The sequence below is a fragment of the Streptomyces sp. NPDC043854 genome (assembly GCF_056436005.1).
The window spans coordinates 12,088-37,067 of the sequence record NZ_JBWKDK010000058.1 but is presented as its reverse complement, the minus strand read 5'-3'; the positions used below and the strand labels follow the sequence as shown (position 1 = coordinate 37,067).

Genomic DNA, 24,980 nt, shown 5'->3' with positions numbered 1-24,980 from the left:
CCATCCCCCCCCCCCCCCCCCCCCCCTCTTCTCTCCCCCCCTCCCCCCCCCCCCCCCCCCCCCCCCCCCCCCCCCCCCCCCCCCCCCCCCCCCCCCCCCCCACCACGTTCGGTACGGCGTGATACAGAACCCGGCCGGACGCACCGGCCCCGGCTCCCCACCTCCCGCCCGTGCGTGACGGGCGAGGGAGGCAACCGGCCGCAGAGCTGTGAGCCCTCCGGAAGGACGTGAGGGCCGTGCGGGCGGAACCGGCTGCTTCGGCCGGGATCCGCCGCGCACGGCGGTGGTGCGATGACGCGAGGGGCACGGCCGGCCGTGCGGGTCCAGCACGGTCGGCGCCCGAAGATGTCGAAGGAACACAGCAGCCTCCGAGCCAGAAGGGCGAGGCTTCACCGGCACACCGTTGCCACGGCGCGCGGTCCCGAGCCCGAGATTCGGGTGCGTCATCGTCACTGCTCTGACGCCAGCAGGGCAGCGCGCACTGGGTGGCACCCCAAGGGGGTGTTCTCCAGAGCCAGCACGCGGAAGAAGTGGCCGCCGACGACAACCCGTCGCCATGGGGACGGGGATCACGCCCCGTCTCGTCTCACTTGGCACGCTGTTCAGTTCTCAAGGAACAAGTGCTTCCTTCAGACCCCTTTCGAGGGCCCTCCAGGCGTGTTCGGGCAGACCTAGTCGGACCCCTTGGGGCTCAACTGGTGCGCACCAAAAGGATGGCATCTGGTGCGCACCAGATGCAACCCCTTCGTTGCCCGATGGGGTGCATCGGTACTGCCTGGCGTGACTTCAGGAAACGGCGGAACCGGGGGTCGCCGGTAGCCAACTGGGGTTAACCTCAAGGGTGTTAACCCGCTCCCACCTGCGGCGACTTGGTTGACCGGCCGGGAGCACGCACTCACTGGGAGGCGATGCACGTGGGCATGGGCTTACGGTCCGTACGGACGGCGCGGGGATGGTCGCAGGACCGGCTGATCTTCGAAATGGAGCGGTACGCGCAACAACGGCTCCTGGACATTGCATCCACGGCCAGCCTGAAGACCTACGTCTCGGAGTGGGAGAACGGTAAGCGCGCCATCAGTGAGCGGTACGCCGTGATCCTGCGACCGCTGCTTGGCGTCACTGATGCCGAACTGCGGGATGAGCCAGCGAAGCCGATTCCCCAGCAGACGGAGGGGTACGAGGACCTGCTGAGCCGAATCGACTCGGCACGGAGCATCAGCGAGACCATGGTGCAGACGTTCTTCGATCAGACCGAGTTGCTGCGGACGATGGACCGGCAGATGGGCGCCGCCGGTCTTGTGGACCAGATGGCAGGCCATCTGGCCGGGATGGAGGACGCCCTGACCTTCGCCGTGCTCCCCGGGACGCGTCGGCCAATCGCAACTGCTCTGGCCGGTGCGGCCACCCTTGCGGCGTGGCAGGCGCTGGACGCCGGTGCCGTCGAACGGGCGTGGCGGCACTACGAACTCGCCAAGCGGGCCGCCCAGGATGCTGACGCTCCGCTCTACCTCACACACGCGATGGGCGAGCAGGCCTACGTGCTGCGCGACGCCGGCCGCCCGGAAATGGCGGTCGAACTGATCCGGGATGCGCAGCGCACATCCGCTGACCGGCATTCGCCGCGACTGAAGGCGTGGCTGAGCGCGGCGGAAGCTGAGCTGTGCGCTGCGGCAGGCATGGGTGACGATGCCCGGCGCGCTCTTGAGCGGGCGGAAGCCACGCTCCCGGACGGTGTGGAGGCCCGAGACGCCGACATGCTCAGCATCTTCCTCAACGGTGGCCACTTCGCTCGCTGGCGCGGAAACGTGCTCGCGACGCTTGGCGACAGTGCGGCGATGGAGGAGCTGTACGCCGCGCTGGGCACGGTCGACCCGTCGTTTGTTCGCGCCAGGTCTGGCCTTCACAGCGACCTCACGCAGGCACACCTCGCCCGCGGTGAACTGAACGAAGCGCGTTCACACCTTCAGCAGGCACGATTGCTGGCGAACCGCACGGGATCCGTGCGGTATCGCCGGCGCGTGGAGTTGCTTACCGGGCGGCTGTAGGCCGCGACGACAGCAGGTACAGCAGGGCGACGAGCGTTCCGGAGCCCATTAGCTTGCCCTCTGCCATCAGCCCCGGGATCTCGTCCAGCGGGATCCACGCGACATGCCCGGCTTCCTCGGCGTCGGTCGGTTCCCCCACCTTCGTTGCGCCGTGGGCCACGAAGATTTCATGGGGCGAGTCCACCATGCCGATCATCGGCTGATAGGTCACCACATGCTCGACCGAGGCCGGCCGCCATCCAGTCTCTTCCTGCGTCTCTCGGGCGGCCGTGACGGCGGCATCCTCGCCAGCGTCCACGATGCCGCCGGGTAGCTCCCAGCCCCATTGCTCCGGCACGAAGCGGTAGCGCCACAGCATGAGCACGCGGTCCTGCTCATCCACGACGGCAGTGATCGCCACGTGGTGAAGGCGTACGACGTGGTGCTCGAAGCGCTCGACGCCGGGCGGCTCCACGTCCACCAGGTCGAGGTTCACCCAACGATTCTCGTAGATGCGGCGGGAGCCATGGATCTTCCAGGGCTCCAGCTCGCCCGGGGTGGGCACCTCGGATCCGCCCACGATGCGGTAGGCGCTGCGTCCGTATGCCCTGATGAAGCGCTCGCTCGCAAGCCGGGCGAGCACCTGCCGCAGCGCAGTACGGCCGATCTCAAGCTCAGCGGACAGGGTGCGTTCGGACGGCAACTTGTCGCCGGGGGCGAACCGACCCGACTCGATCCAAGACCTGATCGTCTCGTAGACCCTCTGCGTCTTGGGTCCCATCCTCGGCGCACACTCCCGGATCGTCGGCTGGTGCTCGCCAGCGTAACGGGGGAGGAGCGCGGATGACTCAGCCATAGGAATCTCTCTCGCTTCCGAGGTGCCCGTTCCGGGCCGCAGGCTCGGATGGGAAGGGCTTTCGGCCAGGTTCGGCGCCGCATGCGCGTCTGAGGCGGTAAAGCCACTGGTCAGGTGCCGAGCGCGTAGGACAGGCCTCTCGGTCTTGAAAGCCGTTGCGTGATCAGAGTTTCTCTACACCCACCAAGCACCCGGCTGTGCTCCGATCCACCGGGCGGGCTTCCCGGCTCCGCTCCGCGCGACGCTCCTGCTTTCGGCACGGGGGCGGGGAACCCCCATTCCGTCTGCCGTCGACCCTCTGCTGGTTCGGGGAGCTGTTTTTGCTCAGTTGGGGAGCGGGTCGGGGAGCTTGAACGTCGACTCGTCCTCGCCGCGCGTCTTGGCCATGCGCTCACGCAGCTGCTCGATGTGATTGGGGGGCAGCTTGTCGGCTACGACCAGATAGGTGATTAGGTCTGCCGCGAGGTTGTAGTTCTCCCTACGCGTCAGGATGTTGTGTGCGGAGTTGATTAGCACGTCGCGCCACATGGGATCCGTAATCTTCCAGCTGACCTGGTAGGTGCGCTCCACGGCGTCCTGGAGGAGCAGGTCGGAGTTCCGCTTGAGGATTTGAGAGAGAGCCTGGAAAAGCACGATATGGGCGGCCGGTTTAAACAGTAGACCGTAGTCGGCGTCCTTAGCGCGCAGCTCGGGGAGGACCTTGGTGTTGTCCCGGCCGTACTTGAGCTGAGGCATGCCGCTTAGGACGGTGGCCCACCAGCCCTCGACGTGCTCATAGCCCTGGTCCAGGACGTCCTCCGGCGGACGGACGTGGGTCTTCTTCTCATTAAGTTCGTCAGCCATGTCGTAGTGCTCGGCAATGATGCGGACGGTCTCGTAGATGGCGCTCAGGGTGGTGAGCTGGGTGCTGCGTTCCGCGATGGTTGTGTTCTTGTAGTTGACCAAAGACTCGCCCTTGTGGTTCTTGCCGGCTAGCGGACCGTCGTCGTCTGCCAAGCGCCGAGTTAGGATGGCGAAGCCGTCGTCTTCACTGGTGAGAATGTTGTCTCCGCGGCTGGTGCTCTTGGCGTAGCGATTGACCTTGTTGAAGAGCTTCCTGGTGTGCTGCGTACTGATGCGAGGGACGATGATGACGGTCACCTCGTCGTCACCGACATCCTTGGCGTGTTCGCCTTCAACAGTGCGAGCGATGACCACCTCGCGTAGAGCGGCGAAACGGTGCTGGCCGTCGAGGAGGATGCGCTCCCCGCTATCGATGGTCAGGAACCCAAAGGAGTCCTTTCCCATCGTGGATCGGTACGCCTTCGGCAGGTTCTTGGCCACCTCGCTGAACGCCTCGAACTCGGGTTCCTCGTCGGCGTCCAGCAGAAGGATGAGGGCGCCGAAAAAGCGGTCCGGCGAGTTGGCCAGGTACGGGGCGATCTCAGTGCGCACGCGGGTGTCGTTCAGCTCGCGCTGCAGCCGTTCGGTCAGGCCACTGGTGGCCCACTCTTCCTGCTCGCTTGCCGGCCGGGCAACCTGAACGAGGTCGCTCACCTTCATGGTGGTCACGTAATACGGGGTCGATCCCATCTTGGCTCGGATCGCCGTGTGAAGAGTTGCCATGCTTATCCCCCTGGGCTTGTTTGTGCACCCAAGCTACTTGTCTGCAAATACAGACTGTGGGAATTTTGTGATTGTTGTTAAAAACATGCCACCTTGGGCCATCTAGTGACTGAAGTTGATCGGGGAGTGGCATAAAACGATCAACGGCAGGGCGTTGGCTGCTGGGGGAGGTCTTGTCGAGGTCCTGCAGGCTCCCCGCTGCGAGGAGCTCACGGAGGCCTATGGTGGCTCGCGCAACGCAAAGTGTCGTAGCGTCAGCGGCCGCTCAAGTGCCACCGGGCAACCGAGGGCCGCGGCTCTGCTCGAAGCTTTTCAGCTCTGTAGGTCCTGTGTGGCTTCCGAGGTCGGTAAGTTTGCCGTGCTCCACAGCGGGGCCGTCTGTGGGCCGTCGAAGGGCGGACCAGGGTGACCAATGACGACCCACGCTGACCTTCCGACCGCAGGTCAGCGCTGCGCCGAAGTCGATCGAGCGAGGCGGCTGCTGGCCGCCGGCACTTCCTCCGCAACAAGAAGCAGGAGTGGGAGGAATACCGCTCGGAGGTCACCGCCTTCGAACTCCGCAAGAACCTCCCGGTCCTGTAGGTAAGGGTCCGGGGCGTTTCGGACCCTCGCGCCACCGAAGATGCCGGCGTGGTTGACCAGCCAGACATGTACGCCCACCGGGGTTCGTGACCCCGAGATGGCGAACCCCGCGGTCCGTGTGGGCGGGCGGCGCCCCACGCACGGACCGCCGCAGAACGGCCCTTGTGCCGGCTCGTGTCAGGACCCCGGGACGACCGCTTGGTGCCAGGTGGGGCGGGTGGGCTTTGCGGTGGTGGGTGGGGTGGTGGTGATGTGGAGGTTTGCGTCCAGGCCCAGGACTGCCGTGGTGGTGGCGCCCGCCGGTTCCAGGACGCCGGACGGGGCGCCCGCGTACAGCATCTTCGACTCCGTCCAGGCAGGTGGGCCGCCCAGGCTCGTCGTGCTCACCGCGCCCGTGGTCGCGCGGCCCGACACCATGCGGCCCGCTACGCCGACCGCGCCGTAGCCCGCCCGGCCGCCGGCCTCCGACATGCTGGAGACCTGGGGCTTCCCGTCGGCGGTCTTGCCCGCCGTCACCAGGGCCGTGCGGACCACGCCCGAGTCCGGGCGGCGGAAGTACAGGCGGATCCCCGCGCCCTCCGGGGCCACCGTGAGCGGGACCGTGGTCGCCGGCAGGCCCGTCGGGAAGGGGCCTTCCAGCGGGGCGCCCGGGGCGGGCTGGGTCCAGGCCAGGACCGTCTTGCTGGTGGTGGCGTACACGTGGCGCCGCCCGGCGGCGTCGGTCGCGGTCGCCGGGTCGCTCTGGAGGTCCTCGCCGCCCAGCTGCTGCCAGGGGCCGAAGGCGCCGTCGGGCTGCTGCTCGCGGGCGCGCAGGGTGCGCCGGGAGTCGCGTACGTACACGGTCAGGAGCCCGTCAGGGGAGACGCAGGCCGACGGGGTGCTGATTGCGGAGGTGCCCTCCTCGTCGGCCGTCTCGGGGGTGCCGAGCGACTGCCACGGCCCGAACGGGCCGTCGGGCGTGGACTGGACGGCGTACACCGCCTCGCGGCGGTAGTCGGGGCTGAGAGTGGTGCGGGTGGCCAGGACCGCTATGCGGCCGTCCGGCAGGCGGGCGGTGCTCACACCGGGGTCGATGCCGCTGCCGGGGAGCAGGGCCGGGCCGGTCCACCGGCCGCCCGCCCGGCCCTCCCGGGTCCAGACGGCCATTCGGCCGTCGAGGGCGGCGAAGGCCCACAGCCGACCGGAGGTGCCGGCCGTCAGCCAGGAGGCGCTGTCGCCGCGGGCGTAGCGCAGGGACTGGGCCCAGTTGCGGCCGGTGGGGCTGCCCGCGACCTTCCGGTCGCCGCAGCCGGAGGGGCTGCCGCAGTGGTTCTCGCGGTCGTGCCAGGCGTACGTCCTGAGGAAGCCGATCTTCGTCTCGGCGGTCTGCGGGTCCAGGGAGTGGGGCAGGGAGCCGTTGTGGTAGCCGAGGTAGCTCTGCACCGTGAACCGCGGGCGGTCGGTGACCTGGGCGGCGTACGCGGCGGTGGCGGCCTGCGCGAAGCGGGCGCCGTACATGTGGTCCTGGTGGTCGGTGTACTTGCCGGTGTCCGGGTGGCGGCCCGGCGTCGGGTCCTGCATGCGTATCGTCGTCGGCTTGTACCGGGCCAGGATGCCGGCGATCGCCTGTATCGCCTGGTCCTTGGTGTACGTGGGCGGCTGCTTGACCGGGGTGCCGGAGGACAGCTGGGCGCCGAGCGCGGGTATCTTCCCGTTCCACAGGCCGCGCAGGCTGTCCGGGTTCTCCGCCGTGGGGTTGCGGGCCTCGCGCAGCTGGAGCCAGACCAGGTTGACCTCGGGCCGGGCGGTGAGGACGTCGAGCTCGGCGAGCCCGCCGCCCCCGGTGGGTATGACGCTGCGCTTCCACGCGCTGGTGCGGTCGCCGGTGGCCATCTGGGCGTAGGCGGAGCGGATGCCGTTCTGCCGGGCCTCCGCGTAGTGGGCGCGGTCGGCGGGCTGCTCCGGGTCCCGGGCGGCGGCGCCGTTGGCCTCGTTGCGGCCGTCGGCCTCGCCGGAGGTCAGGTAGACGGTGGTGAGCGTGGCGCCGGCCGCCAGGGTGCGGCTGAGGTCGGGGTTCATGAAGAACAGGTCGTCGTCGGGGTGGGCGACGACCTGGACGACCGAGCCGGACGTGACGCTCGCCAGGAGGGCCGTGGCCGGGTCGCCCTCCGGGGTGGCCTCGGCCGACGTCTGCTCGCCGGTGGCGATGGCGAGCACGCCGGTGGCACCGACGGTGAGCACCGGGAGCAGGGCCGCGAGGAGGAAGCGGCGGCGGGCAAGGGGCATCGTCTGGCCTGGCCTTCGGGTCGTTCCGGGCGGGAAAAACCGCTGAGCAGTCACTGAGAGCCCAAATCGCGGGACTTGGTTCACCGGAGTCATCGATTTCTTCCGACGGCTCCGGCCTTCAACAAGGGCTCTCCGGAAGGGTTTTGCGGCCGGGACGAGGTGGTCGCCTACCGTTTGGCGGTGCGTGGGCCGACCGGCTGCCACGGCGTCAGATACGCGTTGCCGGCCTTCCCGCCGCCGGCCGAGGAGGTCACGTACAGCCGCGCGTCCAGCCCGACGACGGCCAGGCTGACGGTGTTCCTGCCCGTCGGCGTGCCGGTGAGCGCCGCGGACGGGGCGCCGGCGAACATCAGCGGCGACCGCGCCCACGGCCGTCCCCGGCCCAGGTCCGAGCCCAGCTGCCCGCCTGCCGCGCGGCCCGCCAGGACGTGCCCGCTCGCCGCGACCGCGCCGAAGCCCTGGAGCCCGCCGAGGTCCGTGACGCTGCCCGCCTTCAGGGCGGCGGCCACGTCGGCCGTCTTCTCCCCGGCGGTGAAGAGGGTGGTCCGGACATCGCCCGAGCCCGGCTTGCGGAACCACATCCGTACGCCGCCCTCGCGCCCCTCCACCGTCAGCGGGAGCGTCGTGTCCGGCAGCCCCGTCGGCGCCCCCGGCCCCAGCGGGGCGCCCGGCTTCGGCTGCACCCAGCCCGTCACCGACGTGGTCGTCGCCGCGAACACCATGCGCCGGCCGGCGGCGTCGGTCGCGGTGGCCGGGGTGCCGTGCAGGTCGCGGCCGCCGTGCTGCTCCCACGGGCCCCAGGTGCCGTCCGCGTGCTGCACCCGCCCGCGCAGGGTGTTCGCGCCGTCGCGTACGTACGCCGCGAGCCGGCCGGTGCCGTCCGCGGACACGGCCGGGGCGCTGATGTCGGAGGTCCAGTTCTCGTCGGCGGTCTCGGGGGTGCCGAGGGACTGCCAGTCGCCGAACTCCTCCGCCCCCGGGCGCTTCTGCACCGCGTACACGACCTCGCGCCGGTAGTCCGCGGGGCGGGCGCCGAGGGAGGTGCGGGTGGTGAAGACCGCGATCCGGCCGTCCTTGAGGAGGACCGCGGACGCGCCGGGGTCCATGCCGGTGCCGGGCAGCAGGCGCGGGCCGGTCCAGGGGCCGAGCGGCCCGGCCCGGTGCCAGACCGCGACCTGCCCGTCGAGCGCCTTGAACGCCCACAGGCCGTGCTCCTCGTCGGAGGCCAGCCAGGAGGTTCCGGAGCCGCGGGCGTAGTTGATGGACGAGGTCCAGTTGTTGCCCTGGGGGCGGTCGGCGACCTTGAGGTCGCCGCAGCCGGCGGTGCTGCCGCAGTGGTTCTGCCGATCGGTCCAGGCGTATATGCCCATGATGTCCAGCTTTTCCTTGGCCTCGTCGGCGGCGAGGTTGCCGGGCAGGGAGCCGTTGAAGTAGCCGACGTAGTTCTGCACGACGAAGTGCGGGCGGTCGGTGACCCGTTCGGCGTACGCGGCGAGGGCGGCCTGCACGAAGCGGGCGCCGTAGAAGTGGTCCTGGTGGTCGGTGTACCGCTTGGTGTCGGAGTACCGGCCGGGCGTCGGGTCCTGGGCGCGGACGGTCGTCGGCCTGTACTGCTCCAGCACGCCGACGAGGGTCTGGACGACCTGTTCCTTCGTGTACGAGAACCGTTGCCTGACCGGGCTGCCGGAGGCGAGCACCGACTCCAGGCGGGCCGCCTTGCCGTCCCACAGGCCGCGCAGGCTCTCCGGTACGGCGTCGTAGACGGTGCCGGCCTCGCGGAGCTGGAGCCAGACGAGGTTCACCTCGGGCTTGGCGGCGAGCACGTCCACCTCGGCCTGGCCGCCGCCCTTGGTGGGCACGGTGGTGCGCTTCCATGCGCTGGAGCGGTCGCCGGTGGCCATCTGGGCGTAGGCGGCGCGGATGCCGTTCTGGCGGGCCTCGGCGTAGGCGGGCTTGTCGGGCGGGGTGGTGGCCTGCTTGGCGGCGCCGGCGTTGATGCCGTCGGCTTCGCCGGAGGTGAGGTAGACGGTGGTGACGCGGTGGCCGGCGGCCAGGGAGTACCGCAGGTCGGGGTTCATGAAGTACAGGTCGTCGTCGGGGTGGGCGACGACCTGGAGGACCTGGCCGGCGTCGGGGCCGGCGGATGCGGCTGCGGATGCGGCTGCGGATGCGGACCCGGCTGCGGCTCCGGCTGCGGGCCTGGATGCGGCTGTGGACCCGGCTGTGGCTGCGGCCCCGGATGAGGGGAGTGCGGGGGCGGCCGGGGGTCCGGCCGCGGCCGCGCCCGCAGCCGCGGGCCCGGCGGCGGCGCGGGCCGTGCGGACGCCGGCGAGGGCGTCGCTGCCGCGCAGCACGAACATCCCGGTGGCGGCGAGGGCCGCGAAGACCCCGACCAGCTTGACGACCCGCCGCCCGCGGGGCCGGGCGGCCGGCGCGCCGCCGGCTTGCCGCCTGGCGCGGGGGGCGGGGCCGGCTGCGCCGGGGGCGGTGGCGTCCGTACGGGCCCGACGGCCGGCCCGGCTGTCTCGGTCGGCCCGGCTGGTCCGGTCGGCCCGTGCCCGCGAGGCCCGGCCGTCCCGGCCGTCCCGGCCGTCCCGGCCGTCCCGGCCGTCCCGGCCGTCCCGGCTGGTCCGGTTGCCCGAGTCCTCGGGGCCGTTCGAGATACGTCCGCGGCGCGCGGCGCGCCGTCCGGCGTCGGCCTCGGCTCCGCCGGGGGCTGCGGCCTCCGTACGGGCTTGGCGGCGCGCCCGGTTGCGTCGACCGGCCGGGTCTTCGGCTTCGGCAGCACGGTTCCGGTGCGCGGCGCGGCGCCCGGTGTCGGCTTCGGCTTCGCCGGGGGTGGTGGTGTCCGTACGGGCTTGGCGGCGCGCCCGGTTGCCTCGGCCGGACGAGTCCTCGGCGTCGGCCGTACGGTTGCGGCGCGCGGCGCGGCGCCCGGTGTCGGCCCGGTCGGTGTCATCGCCCGTGTCCGGGCCCGGGGTGGGGGCGGCTGCGGTTCCGCCGGACGCGGGGGCTTGCGCGCGGGTACGCCCGCCTGCCCTGCGGCCGGATCCGGAGGCAGGGGAAGCCGCATCCGCGGGGCTGTGGCCGCCGCCATCGGGCGTCGGCTCGTCGGCGGGGTGCTCGCCGCCGAACGGTATGCCGTGACCGTGACCGTGGTCCGAGGTCGGACCGGTGGGGTGGGCGGTCTCGCCGTCGGCGGCGTCCGCGGTGGCAACTCCGTCTCGGCGGTCGGCGGGCCGAGCAGGCCGCTGTCCGGCGGCTCCAGGGGCGGTGGATCCGCCCGTCCGGGGGTGGGGGACGAACGGAGCCCCGGCCTGCTCCTGCCATGCCGGTCCGGCGGCGGGTATGCCGAAGTCGGACGGCTCGGCGGGCCCTTGCCCGGGCTCGGGTGGCACGGATCCGTGGGTCCCCCGGGCCCGAGCCGCGGAGGATGACGGGCCCATGGCGGGACTGCCGGTCCAGTCGAGCGCGGGGGAGGGTATGCCGTGGCCCGGGGACCAGGCCCCGCTCTCCCACGCCTGCGCTGACTCCGCCGGGCCGGGGTATCCGGCGGGATGCGGCTGCCCCTCCAGCGGAATGCCGTGCCCGTGCCCGTGCCCGTGCCCGTGCCCGTGCCCGTGCCCGTGCCCGTGGTCGTGGTCGTGGCTGTCGCCAAGGCCGTACCCGTGCCCGAACTCCTGCGGCCCGTGGTCGCGTTCCGGTATGTGGCCGTGGAGGTGGGCGGGGTCCGTTGCGGAGGGGTGGCCGGGCCCGTACGCCTGCTCGTGGGTGCCGGCTTCGTGGCCGTTGCCGAAGCCCGGCCGGCGGCCGGGTGTGTGGCCGGGCCGGTGGCCGTGCTCCGGTACGGGTACGTGCCCGTGCTGCTGCCCCCAGTGGTGGGGCTGCTCAAGGCGGTGGCCGTCGTGTGCCTGTCCGTGGCCTGGCGCGTGCCCCGACTCGTAGCCTCGTCCGGGCCCGTGGCCGTGACCCTGCCCCTGTCCGTGTTCCGCTATGTGGCCGGTGCCGGTGCCGGTGCCGTTGCCGAAGTCGGGCCCGTGGCCGGGTTCGTGAGCCTGTTCGTGGCCGGTGTCGACGTCCGGCCCGTGCCCGTGCCCGTGCTGCTGCTCCCAGGGCCGGGCTTGCTCAAGGCCGGAGCCGTCGTGTGCCTGCCCGCGGCCGCGTTCGGACCCCGACTCATGGTCCTGCCCGGGCCCATGACCGTGCATCGGTTCCTGCCCGTGCTCCGCTGGGTGGCCGTGCCGAAGCTCGTGGCCGTGTTCCTGGCCCCAAAGGTGGGCCTCGTGGGCGGAGCCGCCCTGGCCGGGTCCGGGGCCAGTGCCGAAGTGCCGGGCGTGGCCGTGCCCGTACGCGTGGCCCTGCGGGCCGTGGCCCGTGACGGGGGGCCAGGCGGGGGAGTGGTCCGCGGCGTTGGCCTGGCCCGGGACGGGCCCGGGGGCGTGGCCGTCCGGGCCGCCGGGGTGGAGCCACGGCGGGGTGTCCGGGCCGCCGGGGTGTCCGTCGGGCATGTGGGTCCTCGTGGCCGGTCGTTCGGCGGGCAGGCGCAGCCCCCGGCGGGGCGGGGCGGGTGGGCAGCCGAAGGTGGTCAGTCTTCAGGGCAGAAAGTCGGACAAAAAATCTGACAATCCGAGAATCCGCGTCATGATATGCAACGTTGCGCCATACCCGGCGCACGCACCCGCTCCCCGGTGAGTCGAACGCCTGCTCCGGATAGGCTCCCCCCAAGGCCCGCGAGGGCCGTGGCGGTGAGCGACGTACGGACGCGGGACGCGGGAGGCGACGGGATGACGGTCCCGGGACGCAGGAGCAGTACCTTCACGAGGCTGCTGCGCAGCGGCTTCACCGACCCCTCGGCCGCGGCCCGGCTGCTCGAGTCCGACGCGCTGGCCTCCGTACGCGCCGACCCGGTGCTGCTCGACGCCCTCGGCGCCACCGCCGACCCCGACCTCGCCCTCCGCGGCCTGGTCCGCCTCGCCGAGGCGCAGCCCGCCGAGGAGCGGTCCGCCCTCCTCGACACCCTCACCAGCTCCAAGCCCCTGCGCGACCGCCTCCTCGGCGTCCTCGGCGCCTCGGAGGCCCTCGCCGACCACCTCGCCCGCCACCCCCGCGACTGGCACGCCCTCGTCACCTACGAGGCCGCCGACCTGCACCCCGGCCTCGCCGAGTTCGAGCAGGGCCTGGCCGGGGCGCACGACCCCGTCGCGCTGCGCGTCGCGTACCGCCGCTGCCTGCTCTCCATCGCCGCCCGCGACGTCTGCGGCACCATCGACGTCGCCCAGACCGCCGCCGAGCTGGCCGACCTCGCCACCGCCACCCTCCGCGCGGCCCTCCGCATCGCGAGCGCGGCCGCCCCGGAGGACGCGGCGCGGTGCCGCCTCGCCGTCATCGCCATGGGCAAGTGCGGCGGCAACGAGCTGAACTACGTCTCCGACGTGGACGTCATCTTCGTCGCGGAAGCCGCCAACGGAGCGGTCGGAGCAGGCCCAGGGAACGGGAAGCCCAACGGCACCACCGCCGCCACCGCCGCCACCGGCACCACCGCCGGCAGTGCCACCGGCGACGAGCCCAAGGCGCTCCAAGCCGCCACCCGCCTCGCCTCCCACCTCATGCGCATCTGCTCCGAGGCCACCATCGAGGGCAGCATCTGGCCCGTCGACGCCAACCTCCGCCCCGAGGGCCGCAACGGCCCCCTCGTCCGCACCCTCTCCTCCCACCTCGCCTACTACCAACGCTGGGCCAAGACCTGGGAGTTCCAGGCCCTCCTCAAGGCCCGCGCCGTAGCCGGCGATCCGGAGCTCGGCGCCCAGTACATCGACGCCATAAGCCCCCTCGTCTGGCAGGCCGCCGAGCGCGAGAACTTCGTCGCCGACGTCCAGCAGATGCGCCGCCGCGTCGTCGACAACATCCCCGCCTCCCAGGTCGACCGCGAGCTGAAGCTCGGCCCCGGCGGCCTGCGCGACGTCGAGTTCGCCGTGCAGCTGCTCCAGCTCGTCCACGGCCGCAGCGACGCCACCCTGCGCTCCGGCACCACCCTCGACGCCCTGCACGCCCTCGCCGCCGGCGGCTACGTCGGCCGCGCCGACGCCGCCCAGCTGAACGACGCGTACCGCTTCCTGCGCGCCATGGAGCACCGCATCCAGCTCCACCGCCTGCGCCGCACCCACCTCGTCCCCGAGGACGAGGCCGACCTGCGCCGCCTCGGCCGCTCCCTCGGCCTGCGCACCGAACCCGTCGTCGAACTCAACAAGGCCTGGCGGCGCCACGCCACCGTGGTCCGCCGCCTGCACGAGAAGCTCTTCTACCGCCCGCTCCTCGACGCCGTCGCCCAGCTCGCCCCCGGCGAGACCCGGCTCTCGCCGCGCGCCGCCGGCCAGCGCCTCGAAGCCCTCGGGTACGCCGACCCGGCCGCCGCACTGCGCCACCTGGAGGCCCTCGCCTCCGGCGTCACCCGCAAGGCCGCCATCCAGCGCACCCTGCTCCCCGTCATGCTGGGCTGGTTCGCGGACTCGGCCGACCCGGACGCCGGCCTGCTGGGCTTCCGCAAGGTCTCCGACGCCCTCGGCAAGACCCCCTGGTACCTGCGCCTGCTGCGCGACGAGGGCGCCGCCGCCGAGAACCTGGCCCGCGTCCTGTCCGCCGGCCGCCTCGCCCCCGACCTGCTGATGCGCGCCCCCGAGGCCGTCGCCCTGCTCGGCGACCCCGAGGGCCTCCGGCCCCGTACGCACGAGGCCCTCGAGCAGGAGGTCCTGGCCGCCGTCGGCCGCGCCGAGAGCGCCGAGGCCGCCGTCGCCGTGGCCCGCGGCGTCCGCCGCCGCGAACTGTTCCGTACCGCCGCCGCCGACATCATCGCCTCGTACGGCACGGAGGACAGCCCCGCCGAGAAGGACCGCGGAACCCTCGTCGACCGTGTCGGCCGGGCCGTGTCCGACCTCACCGCCGCCACCGTCGCCGGAGCCCTGCGCGCCGCCGTCCGCGACCAGTGGGGCGACACCCTCCCCACCCGCTTCGCCGTCATCGGCGTCGGCCGGTTCGGCGGCCACGAGCTCGGCTACGGCTCCGACGCCGACGTCCTGTTCGTCCACGAACCCCGCGACGGCGTCGACGAGCAGGAGGCCGCGAAGGCCGCCCAGACCGTCATCGCCGAAATGCGCCGCCTCCTCCAGCTCCCCACCGCCGACCCGCCGCTGCTCATCGACGCCGACCTGCGCCCCGAAGGCCGCTCCGGCCCCCTCGTCCGCACCCTCGCCTCCTACGCCGCGTACTACCGCCGCTGGTCGCTGACCTGGGAGAGCCAGGCCCTGCTGCGCGCCGCACCCGTCGCCGGCGACCCGGACCTCGGCCGCCGCTTCATCGAGCTGATCGACCCGCTGCGCTACCCCGCCGAAGGCCTCGGCGACGACGCGGTCCGCGAGATCCGCCGCCTCAAAGCCCGCATGGAATCGGAGCGCCTGCCCCGCGGCGCCGACCCCACCCTCCACACGAAGCTGGGCCGCGGCGGCCTCAGCGACGTCGAGTGGACCGTCCAGCTGCTCCAGATGCGGCACGCCTGGGCCGAACCCGCCCTGCGCACCACCCGCACCCGCGAGGCCCTGGCCGCCGCCCACGCGGCCGGCCTGATCCCGGCCGAGGAGGCGCAGATCCTCGACGAGGCCTGGGTCCTGGCCACCCGCGTCCGCAACGCGGTGATGCTGGTCCGCGGCCGCGCCGGGGACACCTTCCCGTCGGAGGCCCGCGAACTGGGCGCGGTGGGCCGCTACCTCGGCTACGCGGAGGGCACGGTCGGCGAAATGCTGGACGACTACCGCCGCACCACCCGCCGCGCCCGCGCCGTCGTCGACGCCCTCTTCTACGCGGGCTGAGGCCGCGCCGGGGAACACACGCGCCAGGTCGGCCTGCCACCGAGGCGTCTGCTGCTCGGGGCGGGCGCGCACATGCATGTCGCGGAGACATCCCCCCGCCGCGCAAATGATTCCTCAACAGCCGCTTGCCGTGAGTCGGAAATTCTTCAGTGCGGCCGCGTAGTCGTCCGAGACCCCATCGGGAGGCAGCGAATCCAGGTGGCGACGTGCCAGTTCTTCGGCTGCGGAAAGCGTCGCCCGGGCGAGTACCGCAGGACTGACGAGTGCGACCGGTCCGGATCGAGCGGCCACGCTGATCCCTTTTTTCGTCAGCTTGAATGTCAGCCCGAAAGAAGTATCAGCGCCCGTGAAGGATGCAGTCTTGGTGCGCCCTTTGAGCAGCCCGTCGAGGCAGTCCATCAGCTGGGTCACCGAGATGTAGATCATCATGCCTTGATCGGGTGACTTCCCCGCCGACCCGGCCTCACCCAGCTCTCCGCGCCAAAGCATGTCTCCGAGGTCGAATCCGCTGGGGTCTCCCTGGTCGGGGCGTACGCTGAATTCTACGATCACGGAACGTAGCTCCTTCCCACCGGGAAGAACGTGATGATTCGGTTGCCGTCCTCTGAATCCACAAGTAGGCGATACCGGGCCGTCCAGCCGTTGACCGTCATGCGCTTCTCGAATACTTGCATCCTTCGGTTGGGATCCTCGGTCATGCGTCTCCCTTTTTCGACAATTTTGGCAGCAGCCCTTTCGACTTGCTCCCTTGTGGTCGATGGCGGCATGAGATCTCCATGCCCTGATGGGTGATTTCCCGCGATGTGGCGCTCATTGATATGTTGCCAGCCCTCCTTGTGGTTGCCGTCCTCCAACCTCGGCTTGGCCCGGCAGAGTGCCAAGCCGAGGGGGTCTGTCCACTCCAGTGGATTGGGGCCGAACCAGTAGTGGTTGGAACCCCCTGCCAGCCCGATCGGGTCCGGGGAGAGGTAGCGGGCGGTTTCGGGGTCGTAGGTGCGGAAGTAGTTGTGGTGGAGGCCGGATTCGGGGTCGTGGTACTGGCCGGGGAAGCGGAGCGGGGTGTAGGCGGTTGCGTCGCGGTTCCAGGTTGTGGTGCCCCACAGGGTGCTGCGGGTGTGCCACGCCGTGGTGCCGTCCTCCGCGAGGAGGTGGGTGGGGGTTCCGACCAGGTCGGTGACGATCGCGAAGAAGCGGTCGTCGATCTCGGACTGGTCGATGTGTTCCGTCTGGGTGAGGGGGTGGAGGCCTTGGTGGGTCCAGGTCACGGTGACGTGGCCGTTCGTTTCCTCGCAGAGGGTGGTGCCGTCCCAGGTGAACAGGGTCTCCTCGGCCACCTCGCCGGTTTGCGAGAGGCGCTGTTTGGCTGTGCGCCGGCCCAGCGGGTCGTAGCGGTAGCGCCAGCGGGTGCCGTCCGGGGTGACTACGCCGACCAGTTGGTCCGCCGTGTTCCACTCGTAGCGCCAGGTGTCCGGCTTGCGGGAGAGGCGGGTCTTCTGGCGGAGGGTGACACGGCCCAAGGCGTCGTGCTCGTAGCGGATCGAGCCCGCGCGGGTGATGCGGGTGCCCGTGTAGGTGCGCTCGCCTTGCGCTTCCCCGCCCGGGTGGTCGGCCGGCCAGGAGGCGCTGGTCTGGTTGCCGGCGCTGTCATAGGCGTACCGCTCGGACCAGGAGGCCGCATCCACGGCCGTGACGCGGGCGGCTGCGTCGAGGGTGAAGGTGCGCAGGCCGGTGAGGGAGTCGTCGATGCCCGTCAGGTAGCCGTCGGCGCGGTAGCTGTAGCCGCGCCGTTGGAGGGTGCGCCCGTCCTGACCGCGGACTGACTGGGCGGTGCGGCGGCCCATGGCGTCGTACTCGTGAGTGAGGGAGAGGGACTGGCCCAGGGTTCGAGTCAGCTCTTGGCCGGCTGCGTCCCGCTCGAAGGTCAGAGTGCGGCCGGCGGTGGTGAGTGAGGTGCGGCGGCCTGCCGGGTCGTACGTCCAGTGGGCTTCGGCGCCTGTGGGTGTTGTGCGGCTGCTGCGGCGGCCCAGGGCGTCGTAGCCGTATGTGAGGGTGCGGCCGTTCACGGTCTCCGAGAGGAGCCGGCCCGTTGCGTCACGGAGCCAGGTGACCGTGGCTTCGGGCGAGGATGCCGTCGCGAGGAGTTCGAAGGCGTCGTACTCGTACGTAATGACCAGGCCCGCTGCCTCCTTGCGGATCGTCTGGCCCAGTGTGTTGTGTTCGTACGTGGTCGTTTCGCCGAGGGCGTTGGTGCGGGATGCCAGGAGGCCCGACGCGTCGTACGCGTACGTGAGAGTGCGTGCGTCGAAGTCCGTTTCGGAGGCCAGGCGGCCGGCCGGGTCGTAGGTGTAGCTCCACGACAGGCCCTGGGGGTTGGTGACAGCGGTGAGGCGGAGCTGTGTGTCGTGGTCGAAGGTGTGGCGGGTACCGTCGGGGCCGGTACGGGCGGTGAGGAGGTCGAAGTCGCCGTACTCGGAGACCGTGACGCCCCCGATCGGGTCCGTGTGGGTCAGGCAGTTGCCTTCGCCGTCGTAGGTCCAGGATTCCTCGGTGCCGTCGGGGTGCTCGCGGTGCAGGAGGCGGCCCTCGACGCTCCACGTGAGACGTGTCGTGCGGCCCAGCGGGTCGGTGATTGCGGTCGGGCGGCCGAACGCGTCGTGTTCGTAGGTGGTCGTCCCGCCCAGCGGGTCCGTTGCCGAGACGACCTGGCCTGCCGGGTCGCAGCGGACCGTGGTGGGGTTGCCCAGGGCGTCCGTCGCCGAGGAGAGGTGGCCGCGGATGTCGTAGGTGAAGCGCGTCGTGGTGCCCGACGGGTCGGTCACCGAGGTTCGGTTGCCGTGTTCGTCGTACGTCTGGCGGATGACCCTGCCGTCGGGGTGCTCCACCAGGACGGGAAGGCCGAGCGCGTTGTACTCGGCCCGGGTCTGGCGGCCGTCCGGGCGGGTCACGGTGGTCAGGCGGCCGTCCTCGTCGTAGGCGAGGCGGGTCGTGCGGCCCAGCGGGTCCGTGTGCGAGAGCAGGCGGTTGCGGCGGTCGTGTTCGAAGTGGGTGGCGGCGCCTGTGGGGTCGATCTCCGCGGTGATCTGGGTGCGGTCGTTGACAACGAACTGCGTGCGGTGGCCGAGGGAGTCGGTGAGGGTGGTACGGCCCGGCTCGTAGGCGAAGCGGACGTTCAGGTGACCGTTGGTTCCGGACTGGGCTATGCAGCGGTGCCGGTCGTCGTAGACGTAGTCGAAGTGGCGGTCGTTGGTGTCGGTCCAGGAGGTGATCCGGCCCAGGTCGTCGTAGCCGAAGCGGAGGGGGCGGCCGGAGGAGTTGGTGACCTCGGTGAGGTGGCCGTCGGTGTAGCCGTAGCGGAGGATCTGTGTGCCGTCGGCGAGGGCGAGGCCGGTTATTCGGCCGTCCGAGGTTGTGAGACGGACCTCGTAGCCACCGCTGTGGGAGACGGCGGTGGGGGCGCCGGTCTCGTCGTACGCGTAGGAGATCCAGGCCCCGTTGCGGTCGTCGACCTGCGTCAGCAGACCGTCCGGTGTGAAGTGGCGGACTCGGCCCGTGTCGGGGTCGGTGATCGTGTAGCCGCCGTCCGACTGCTGCTCCAGCGGCCAGCGCCGGCCCAGGTGAGGGAGGACGGGAGCGGCGCCCGGCGCCGGGTGCGGGTAGCCGAGGAGGCTGCCGTCCTCGCTGACGAGGACGATGCCCTCGTCGTCGAATTCCAGCCGCTGGTCGATCGTCGAGGCCCAGGTGGGGCCGAACCAGCGGCCCAAGCGGAACGACGACTCGAAGGTGCGGCTGAGTACCAGGGGCAGGGAACCGGGAAGGACGAGGTCGGTCTGCGGGAGGGTCATCCGCCCCGTGGCGACGTCGACCGGGTCCTCGCGGCAGGTCTTGCAGTCCCCTTCGCGGGAGTTCCCGTGCGGGTCCTTGCGCAGCTCGTCGCCTGCGGACGGCTTGTCCGGCTCCTTCGGGCCCCGAGGCGCCTTCGGGGTCTTGGCCAGGTCGTCTGCGAGGCGGGCTGCGGTGCGGGGCAGGCCCGCGCCCTTGGCGCCGAAGAACTCCGGGATGAGCCGGCCGCCGAACTCGGACCGGTCGGCCAGGAAGGAGTCGATCAGCGGCCCGGGTATGCGTTCGGGGTGGGAGGCGCTGGAGACGAGGCCCGCCAGTGTCATGTTGACGTGCTCGGCGTGCTCTGCGGGGTGGGTCAGGTTGTAGGGGTCGAGGGGGTTCAGAAAACCCCGGGCAAAGTTGACGGTGCCTGCTACGCCCTTGATCACGCCGCCGAGGACGTGGGTCCGCTCGATGACCTGGGCGCCCTGGTGGTCGATGGTGTTCGCCATGGCGCGCTGCGCGGCCGAAGGCTTCGCCGGGGCGTGTTCGAGCGCTGCGTCGAGGGCCTTCTGTGCCATGCGGGCGACGTCGTCGCGCTGGCTGCGGGCCGACTTGAGGATCTCTTCGGCCCGGTCGCGGCTCGCCTTGCCCACGTCGCCGGGATCGGTCGGCCGCGGTCCGGCGTCACCGCCGGCCGCAGACGCCGTCTCATATGTCGTGAGGGCCTTGTGGTGGGCGGCCTTGGCGTCCTCGGTGGCCTTCTTGCCCTGCCGGTACGCCTCGATGGCCAGCTGTGCCTGGACCTGCGCCCACTCGACGGTCTCCGCGTAGGCGTTCAGGGCCTGGGCTGCGGATTCGCAGGCGGATGCGGCGCGGAGCCAGTCGCCCGGGTGCAGGGCGAACTTCTCGCGGAACGCGTCGGCCGCCGCGCCCTTCCAGTGCTCGGTGTCCAGGGCGCGCATGCCTCCGCCGACATTCTCGAACGCCGCCTGGAAGTCCTTCAGATGCAGCGCGGACTCACGGATCGCGGACGGCGAGCCGTGGACGAGTTCGTTCGCCTGTTCGGTCTCGCCGAGGTTCTGCTCGCGTACGGTGGCGCCCATGCCGGAGGCGAAGCCATCGCCCCAGTCCTCCACCTTGTCGGCGGCGTCGTGGGCGCCGACGTAGTCGAGCGCGTCGCCGATGCCGTCGGTGGCCTTGTCGACCCCCTCGCCGATCGACTTCATGGCGGAGTCCCAGCCGTGCTCCGCCCTCTCCAGACCCTTGTTGACCAGGCTGCCCCAGTCCGTCATCAGCGCTCACCCTCCGACTGCGGTGCCGGCCGGGGAGCCGGTCCGACCGTGCCCTCGACGAGGGCGTCCTGCTCGTCGCCCAGCCCGACCGCGTCGATCACCTGGTTGGACAGCAGGACGTCGGAGGTGTTCGCGTCGCGGATCGCGGTCTTCCAGGCCTCCTTGCTGTTCTCGGCGGCGCGTGCGCGGGACTCGGGGCTGTAGTCCGCGTCCCGGAACTGCGTGTAGGGGTTGTCGGACAGGACCTCGTCCCAGCTCTTCTTGGTGATCTCGCCCTCGGAGGCGTACGGGTTGCCCATCCCGGCGTTCACCATGATCTTGAAGGCGCCCTGGAGGTACTGGTCCTGTTCGTGGATCAGGCCCGCCGACAGACCGACGTTCGCGGCGAAGGCGTTGCCCTGCTGGACCAGCGCGCGCACCCCCCACTCCCAGCGCTCGCAGAACGTCTTCATGGTGGCGGTCAGGCCCTCGTGGCCCGTCTGCACACCGGACAGGGCCAGCTTGGAGAAGCCGCGGCCCATGCTCGCGTCGCCGACCATGCCGAGCTCCTTCAGCTCGGACAGCGCATCCGTGATGCCCTTCGCTATCTGGCCCAGGGCCTGCTTCGAGACGTCGAGGTCCTTGTCGTCTCCGCTCATGCCGCACGCTCCCCGTCGAGCGCCGCCGAATCGGGAACGATCCCGCGCACCGGCGGGAACACCGCACCGTCCGGACCCGCAGCATTCAGGGCCACCCCGCACGGAAAGTCCAGCGCCGGCAGCACCTCGTCCAACAGCCGGGCACCGCCGATCCGCCGGTACGGCCACTCACGGTCAGCCGCGTCGCGCGCCACCACGAACCGGTACAGCGCCTCCTCGTCGGAGAAAGCACAGATCCAGTCCAGACCGCCGAGTTGCGCCGTCCACAGGCCGCCCCGCTCGTCCAACGGCACCAAAACGATGCCGTCCCGGAAGTCCGCCAGGCATTGCAGCGCCGCTTCCCGCGCCGTCTCGTACGCATCAACAGCCGGTATTGGAGGGCGTGTTGCCGCCTCGGCGCGCAGTGCGCCCCATTCCTCGTCGAACCCCACCCCGAAGCCCTCCAGCCATCCCAACTGCGCCCTCGCAGCCCTTTGCAATCGAACGTGATTGTGCATGATGCGCTGGTGTGCACCCGTCTTTGCTCTTCCGACACGCACAGAATGAGACAGGCATGCGGATCCAGGTCGGGCCTCGAGCGCTCCTCTGCCTGGCCTACCCGGCCCGGCAGTCCGGCCGTCCGTCCGTGCGGGGCGTTGGCTCAGATCCTGGACGAGGCCTGCGTCCTGGCCAGCCGCGTCCGCAACGCGGTGATGCTGGGCCGCGGCCGCGCCGGGACACCTTCCCGTCGGAGGCGTGCGAACTGGCCGCGGCGGGCCGCTACCTCGGCTACGCAGAGGGCGCGGTCGGCGGGATGCTGGACGACTACCGCCGCACCACCCGCCGCGCCCGCGCCGTCGTCGACGCCCTCTTATACGGCTATCCGCCAGGCAAGAGAACGGTGCGGCGTGCGACGGACGAGAGCCACAGGGCTACGGGGGCGCTCGTCGACCTGACGCCGATTCCGTCCGACCTGACCACGCTGTACTGGGTCGTCGCCGAGGTCTCGCTTCCCGATGTCGGCAGCGGGTATTTCATCCATTCCCCCGACAAGGTCGCGGCGGACTTCCGGGAGTACGGACCCGTGCGGATCCGCGGTGAGGCGGAGGACGGGATCGTCTTCGGCAGTGACGGCGGCGGGCATCCGTTCGCGCTCGCGGGGTCGGGGCGGTGTGGTGGTCCGCCTCGTCGGCTTGGTTCGAGGAGTGCGAGCCGGTCGCGTCCACCCTGGAGGAGTTCCTCGATCAGCTGGGCGGGCGGATCGGCAGTGCCCCTAGCCCGGGCCGCGTGCACCGTCCTTCACCGCCGCCGCCGTTGACCGAAGCCGAGGTGGCCGAGGCCGAGCGTGAGCTCGGGGTTTCCTTTCCCGCTGAGTACCGGGCCTATGTGGTCGGCGTCAGTGCCGGTGGGTGCGTGGCCTGGCTCGAACGCGGCGAGCCGGGCTGGTGGTGGGCCGGCAACCGCCAGCCCCGGGCGGACCTGCTGCCGCTGCCGACTGGGGCAGGTTCCGAGCCGGATCAGCCCGTCGCGTTCGCGCCCGAGAGCAGGAGACCGGCGGCGCCGTTTGTTCGGTGGCTGACGGCGGCGGCGGTGGTGGTCGCCGCATGGCGTGACCCGGTCAGGCCCCTGCGCCGGAGCAGCGGCCAGGGCCCGGCCTGAGGCGGTCAGGGCGTCGCCCGCGTCAGCGGACGCGCTCGGACACTCGGGCGAGCAGGGCGGCCGACTTCTCCGGCGCGAGGGTGCCCTCGTACACGAGGTCGCCGGTCATCCCGGGGAAGAAGCGGCCGGCGGGCCAGCTCCTCTGGTACGGGGGCGGGTCGAGGAGAACGAGCCGGACGCCGTCCACGGCAGGGATGTCCGCCGGGTTGCCCTCGTTCCATATCCACTCGCCGTCGGCGCCGACCAGGTTGAAGGAGCCGGTGGTCGGCACCATGCCGGCCCGGTCGCGGCAGCAGGCGACGGCCTCGGCCGACGGCGCCTCACCCTCCACGAGCCCCCGCCCGATCAGGGCGTCTGCGAGGAGCGTGTGCAGCTGGAAGTTGTCGCCGATGCCGGAGATACGCAGCGCGAAGCCGGCGCCGGTGGCGCGGTCGAGCGCGATGAGCGGCTCGTCGTCCAGGACGGCGAGGGCGTACGCGAGGCACTTGAACGGCTCGTCGGACAGCTCCGCGACCCGGGCCACGGCGGCCCGCAACCCGTCGCGGCCGGGGATCTCGCGGCGCACCCGCGCCGAGTTGAGCATCGCCACGCAGGCCATCTCGAACTGCGGCAGCGCCTGCCAGGCCATGACGGGCTCGAAGCCGATCCGCTCGAAGTCGGCCTCCTCCAGACCCTCGCCCTCATGGTCGGGCAGCTCGCCACGGCCGGCAGCCGCCCACCACTCGCAGAAGACGGCGGCCTGCTCGAAGGCGTCTCGGGCGCCCGCGAAAACGGCGGGCGCGCACGCCAGCGGGTCGGCGCCGCGCTCGACGCACGCCCCGGTCATCACCGCCACCACCGCCCGCGGCCCGGGCGGCACCTCCCCGAGCAGGGCGGAGAGCCGAGGACCCGCCTCCTGCAGCTGGGCGTCCGTCGCCTTGCCGAAACCGTGCGTCAGCTGCGCGAAGGCTTCCTCTGCCGCGTCCGCGTCCCGGGCCCGTACAGCCGCTTCGAAGCCCCCGACGGCGGCCGGAAACCGCCCATGTCCGAATATCATCCGCGCACCCTAGCCGACGCCCCCGACAGCCTCGCCCTAAGGTGGGCCGCGTGCACCGTCCTTCACCGCCGCCGCCGTTGACCGAAGCCGAGGTGGCCGAGGCCGAGCGTGAGCTCGGGGTTTCCTTTCCCGCTGAGTACCGGGCCTATGTGGTCGGCGTCAGTGCCGGTGGGGACGTGGCCCGGCTTGAACGCGGCGAGCGGGGCTGGTGGTGGGCCGGCAACGGCCAGACCCGGGCCGACCTGCTGCCGCTGCCCTTCCCGCACCCCGACTCGTACGCGGCCGCGGAGGCCGAGCTGGACGCGCGGGAGCCCCAGTGGGAGGACTTCCCCGACGGGCCGTCGGCCGCGGTCGCCTGGGGTGCCTGGGACGCGGAGTACGAGGAGTTCCAGGACCGGAAGACGGCCGGCGCCGTGGTCCTCCAGGAGCACGGTTGCGGCTTCGCCACGCTGCTCGCGCTGTCCGGTCCACTGGCCGGCACGGTGTGGTGGGACGGACGGGCCACCCACGACCTGATCGTCCCGCTGTCCCTCGACCACGAGGGCGGCGGGCGGCCGGTCACCTTCGCCGAGTGGCTGGGGCGCAGCTCCTGGGACCTGCTGCCGGACTGGGGCCGGCCCGGGTGAGTCCTGCCGCCCGAGCCCGAGCCCGAGCCCGAGCCCGAGTCCGGGCCGGGCCGGCCCGGATAGGGCCGCCTGTTCCGCCGATCTGCGGAGCCGTGCCTCCCCCGCCCGGGGGAGGGGCTGCATCCCGGCGGGCGATTCGGCGTGGGGCGGGCTCGGACAGGGTGGTTCCGGGCGGGAGGCGACGGGCCTCCGCCGTACCGGGACGAGCAGGGTGGGGGACACCATGGCGCAGGCCGCAGCGACGACGACCGCCGCACCGCGCGGACGGCGGGCCGGGTACGCCGGGTACGTGGCCGCGGCGGCGGCCCTCGCGTACGCCGCCCCGCACTTCTGGTGGGGCGCCGGCATCGGAGCCACCTTCCCCGGCGACTTCGCCGGGGCCCCGCACGGCACCTGGGAGGCGGCCGTCGGCTACTGGGGGATGGGCGGGGCCGCGGTCCTCGGTGCGGTCCTCGCCCTCGCCCTGGTCCGGCCGTGGGGCCTGCGGCTGCCGCGCCGCCTGCTCGCCGTCCCCGCACTGATCGCCTCGGTCGGCATGAGTCTCTGGGGCTTCACCTACTTCGCCCTGCAGTACCTGCTCGCCGCCGAACGGGTCGTTTCCGCCCCCGCCTTCGCCGCCAAGGACGCGCACCCGGACGCCGTGTGGGGGCTGTTCTGGTACGGGCTGTTCCTGGTCTGGGGCATCACCCTCGGCGCGGCTGCCCGGCAGCGTCTGCGCCGCGGCCGTTGAGTCCGGT

The 24,980-nt window shown here is 71.9% G+C and carries 14 protein-coding genes and 2 pseudogenes; 7 read left to right on the top strand and 9 right to left on the bottom strand.

The features are described from left to right. Positions 1-914 precede the first annotated feature (914 nt). Complete coding sequence (locus AC068A_RS32295; RefSeq protein ID WP_478589825.1) at positions 915-2,045, top strand: helix-turn-helix domain-containing protein; 1,131 nt, start codon at positions 915-917, stop codon at positions 2,043-2,045. Here the strand turns inward: AC068A_RS32295 and AC068A_RS32290 are convergent. Together AC068A_RS32290 and AC068A_RS32285 are read right to left on the bottom strand one after the other, a co-directional pair. After that, positions 2,029-2,805, bottom strand: a complete 777-nt coding sequence (locus tag AC068A_RS32290) for an NUDIX domain-containing protein (protein WP_478589824.1) — start codon at positions 2,803-2,805, stop codon at positions 2,029-2,031. The two genes, AC068A_RS32295 and AC068A_RS32290, sit on opposite strands and share 17 nt — an antisense overlap. 399 nt (positions 2,806-3,204) lie before the next feature. Then, positions 3,205-4,485, bottom strand: a complete 1,281-nt coding sequence (locus tag AC068A_RS32285) for a DNA sulfur modification protein DndB (protein ID WP_478589823.1) — start codon at positions 4,483-4,485, stop codon at positions 3,205-3,207. A gap of 495 nt (positions 4,486-4,980) precedes the next feature. Between AC068A_RS32285 and AC068A_RS32280 the strand changes: the two are divergent. Beyond that, positions 4,981-5,067: pseudogene (locus AC068A_RS32280) on the top strand (glutamine synthetase); the annotation flags it as partial. 177 nt (positions 5,068-5,244) lie between these two features. Here AC068A_RS32280 and AC068A_RS32275 read toward each other — a convergent pair. After that, on the bottom strand, positions 5,245-7,332 hold the full coding sequence (locus tag AC068A_RS32275) for a PIG-L family deacetylase (protein WP_478589822.1): 2,088 nt from the start codon (positions 7,330-7,332) through the stop codon (positions 5,245-5,247). Positions 7,333-7,499: 167 nt separating this feature from the next. Next, the gene (locus AC068A_RS32270) at positions 7,500-11,840 is read right to left on the bottom strand and encodes a PIG-L family deacetylase (protein ID WP_478589821.1); all 4,341 of its coding nucleotides are present in this window, start codon (positions 11,838-11,840) and stop codon (positions 7,500-7,502) included. Positions 11,841-12,116: 276 nt separating this feature from the next. On the opposite strand from AC068A_RS32270, the gene AC068A_RS32265 reads away from it, so the two are divergent. Continuing rightward, the gene (locus tag AC068A_RS32265) at positions 12,117-15,191 is read left to right on the top strand and encodes a bifunctional [glutamine synthetase] adenylyltransferase/[glutamine synthetase]-adenylyl-L-tyrosine phosphorylase (protein ID WP_478589820.1); all 3,075 of its coding nucleotides are present in this window, start codon (positions 12,117-12,119) and stop codon (positions 15,189-15,191) included. Between the two features lie 114 nt (positions 15,192-15,305). Here AC068A_RS32265 and AC068A_RS32260 read toward each other — a convergent pair whose 3' ends face one another. The 4 genes from AC068A_RS32260 to AC068A_RS32245 are packed head-to-tail and all read right to left on the bottom strand — an operon-like array spanning position 15,306 to position 21,440. Next, complete coding sequence (locus AC068A_RS32260; protein ID WP_478589819.1) at positions 15,306-15,743, bottom strand: hypothetical protein; 438 nt, start codon at positions 15,741-15,743, stop codon at positions 15,306-15,308. Then, positions 15,740-20,305, bottom strand: coding sequence for a putative T7SS-secreted protein (locus AC068A_RS32255; protein WP_478589818.1), 4,566 nt, complete (start codon positions 20,303-20,305; stop codon positions 15,740-15,742). The genes AC068A_RS32260 and AC068A_RS32255 overlap by 4 nt, the downstream gene beginning before the upstream one ends. Continuing rightward, positions 20,305-20,943, bottom strand: coding sequence for a hypothetical protein (locus AC068A_RS32250; protein WP_478589817.1), 639 nt, complete (start codon positions 20,941-20,943; stop codon positions 20,305-20,307). The genes AC068A_RS32255 and AC068A_RS32250 overlap by 1 nt, the downstream gene beginning before the upstream one ends. Continuing rightward, the gene (locus AC068A_RS32245) at positions 20,940-21,440 is read right to left on the bottom strand and encodes a hypothetical protein (RefSeq protein WP_478589816.1); all 501 of its coding nucleotides are present in this window, start codon (positions 21,438-21,440) and stop codon (positions 20,940-20,942) included. Before AC068A_RS32245 ends, AC068A_RS32250 begins: the two co-directional genes overlap by 4 nt. 141 nt (positions 21,441-21,581) lie before the next feature. Here AC068A_RS32245 and AC068A_RS32240 point away from each other — a divergent pair. Beyond that, positions 21,582-21,802: pseudogene (locus AC068A_RS32240) on the top strand (hypothetical protein); the annotation flags it as partial. A 434-nt stretch (positions 21,803-22,236) separates the two neighbouring features. After that, on the top strand, positions 22,237-22,581 hold the full coding sequence (locus tag AC068A_RS32235; protein ID WP_478589815.1) for a hypothetical protein: 345 nt from the start codon (positions 22,237-22,239) through the stop codon (positions 22,579-22,581). Between the two features lie 22 nt (positions 22,582-22,603). Here AC068A_RS32235 and AC068A_RS32230 read toward each other — a convergent pair whose 3' ends face one another. Further along, positions 22,604-23,617, bottom strand: coding sequence for a hypothetical protein (locus AC068A_RS32230; RefSeq protein ID WP_478589814.1), 1,014 nt, complete (start codon positions 23,615-23,617; stop codon positions 22,604-22,606). Positions 23,618-23,667: 50 nt separating this feature from the next. On the opposite strand from AC068A_RS32230, the gene AC068A_RS32225 reads away from it, so the two are divergent. Together AC068A_RS32225 and AC068A_RS32220 are read left to right on the top strand one after the other, a co-directional pair. Then, a complete protein-coding gene (locus AC068A_RS32225; protein WP_478589813.1) occupies positions 23,668-24,243 on the top strand; it encodes an SMI1/KNR4 family protein in 576 nt (191 codons plus the stop codon). Positions 24,244-24,466: 223 nt separating this feature from the next. Then, positions 24,467-24,973 carry a DUF3995 domain-containing protein gene (locus tag AC068A_RS32220; protein ID WP_478589812.1) on the top strand — a complete coding sequence of 169 codons (507 nt, stop codon included), beginning with the start codon at positions 24,467-24,469 and terminating at the stop codon, positions 24,971-24,973. Positions 24,974-24,980 lie beyond the last annotated feature (7 nt).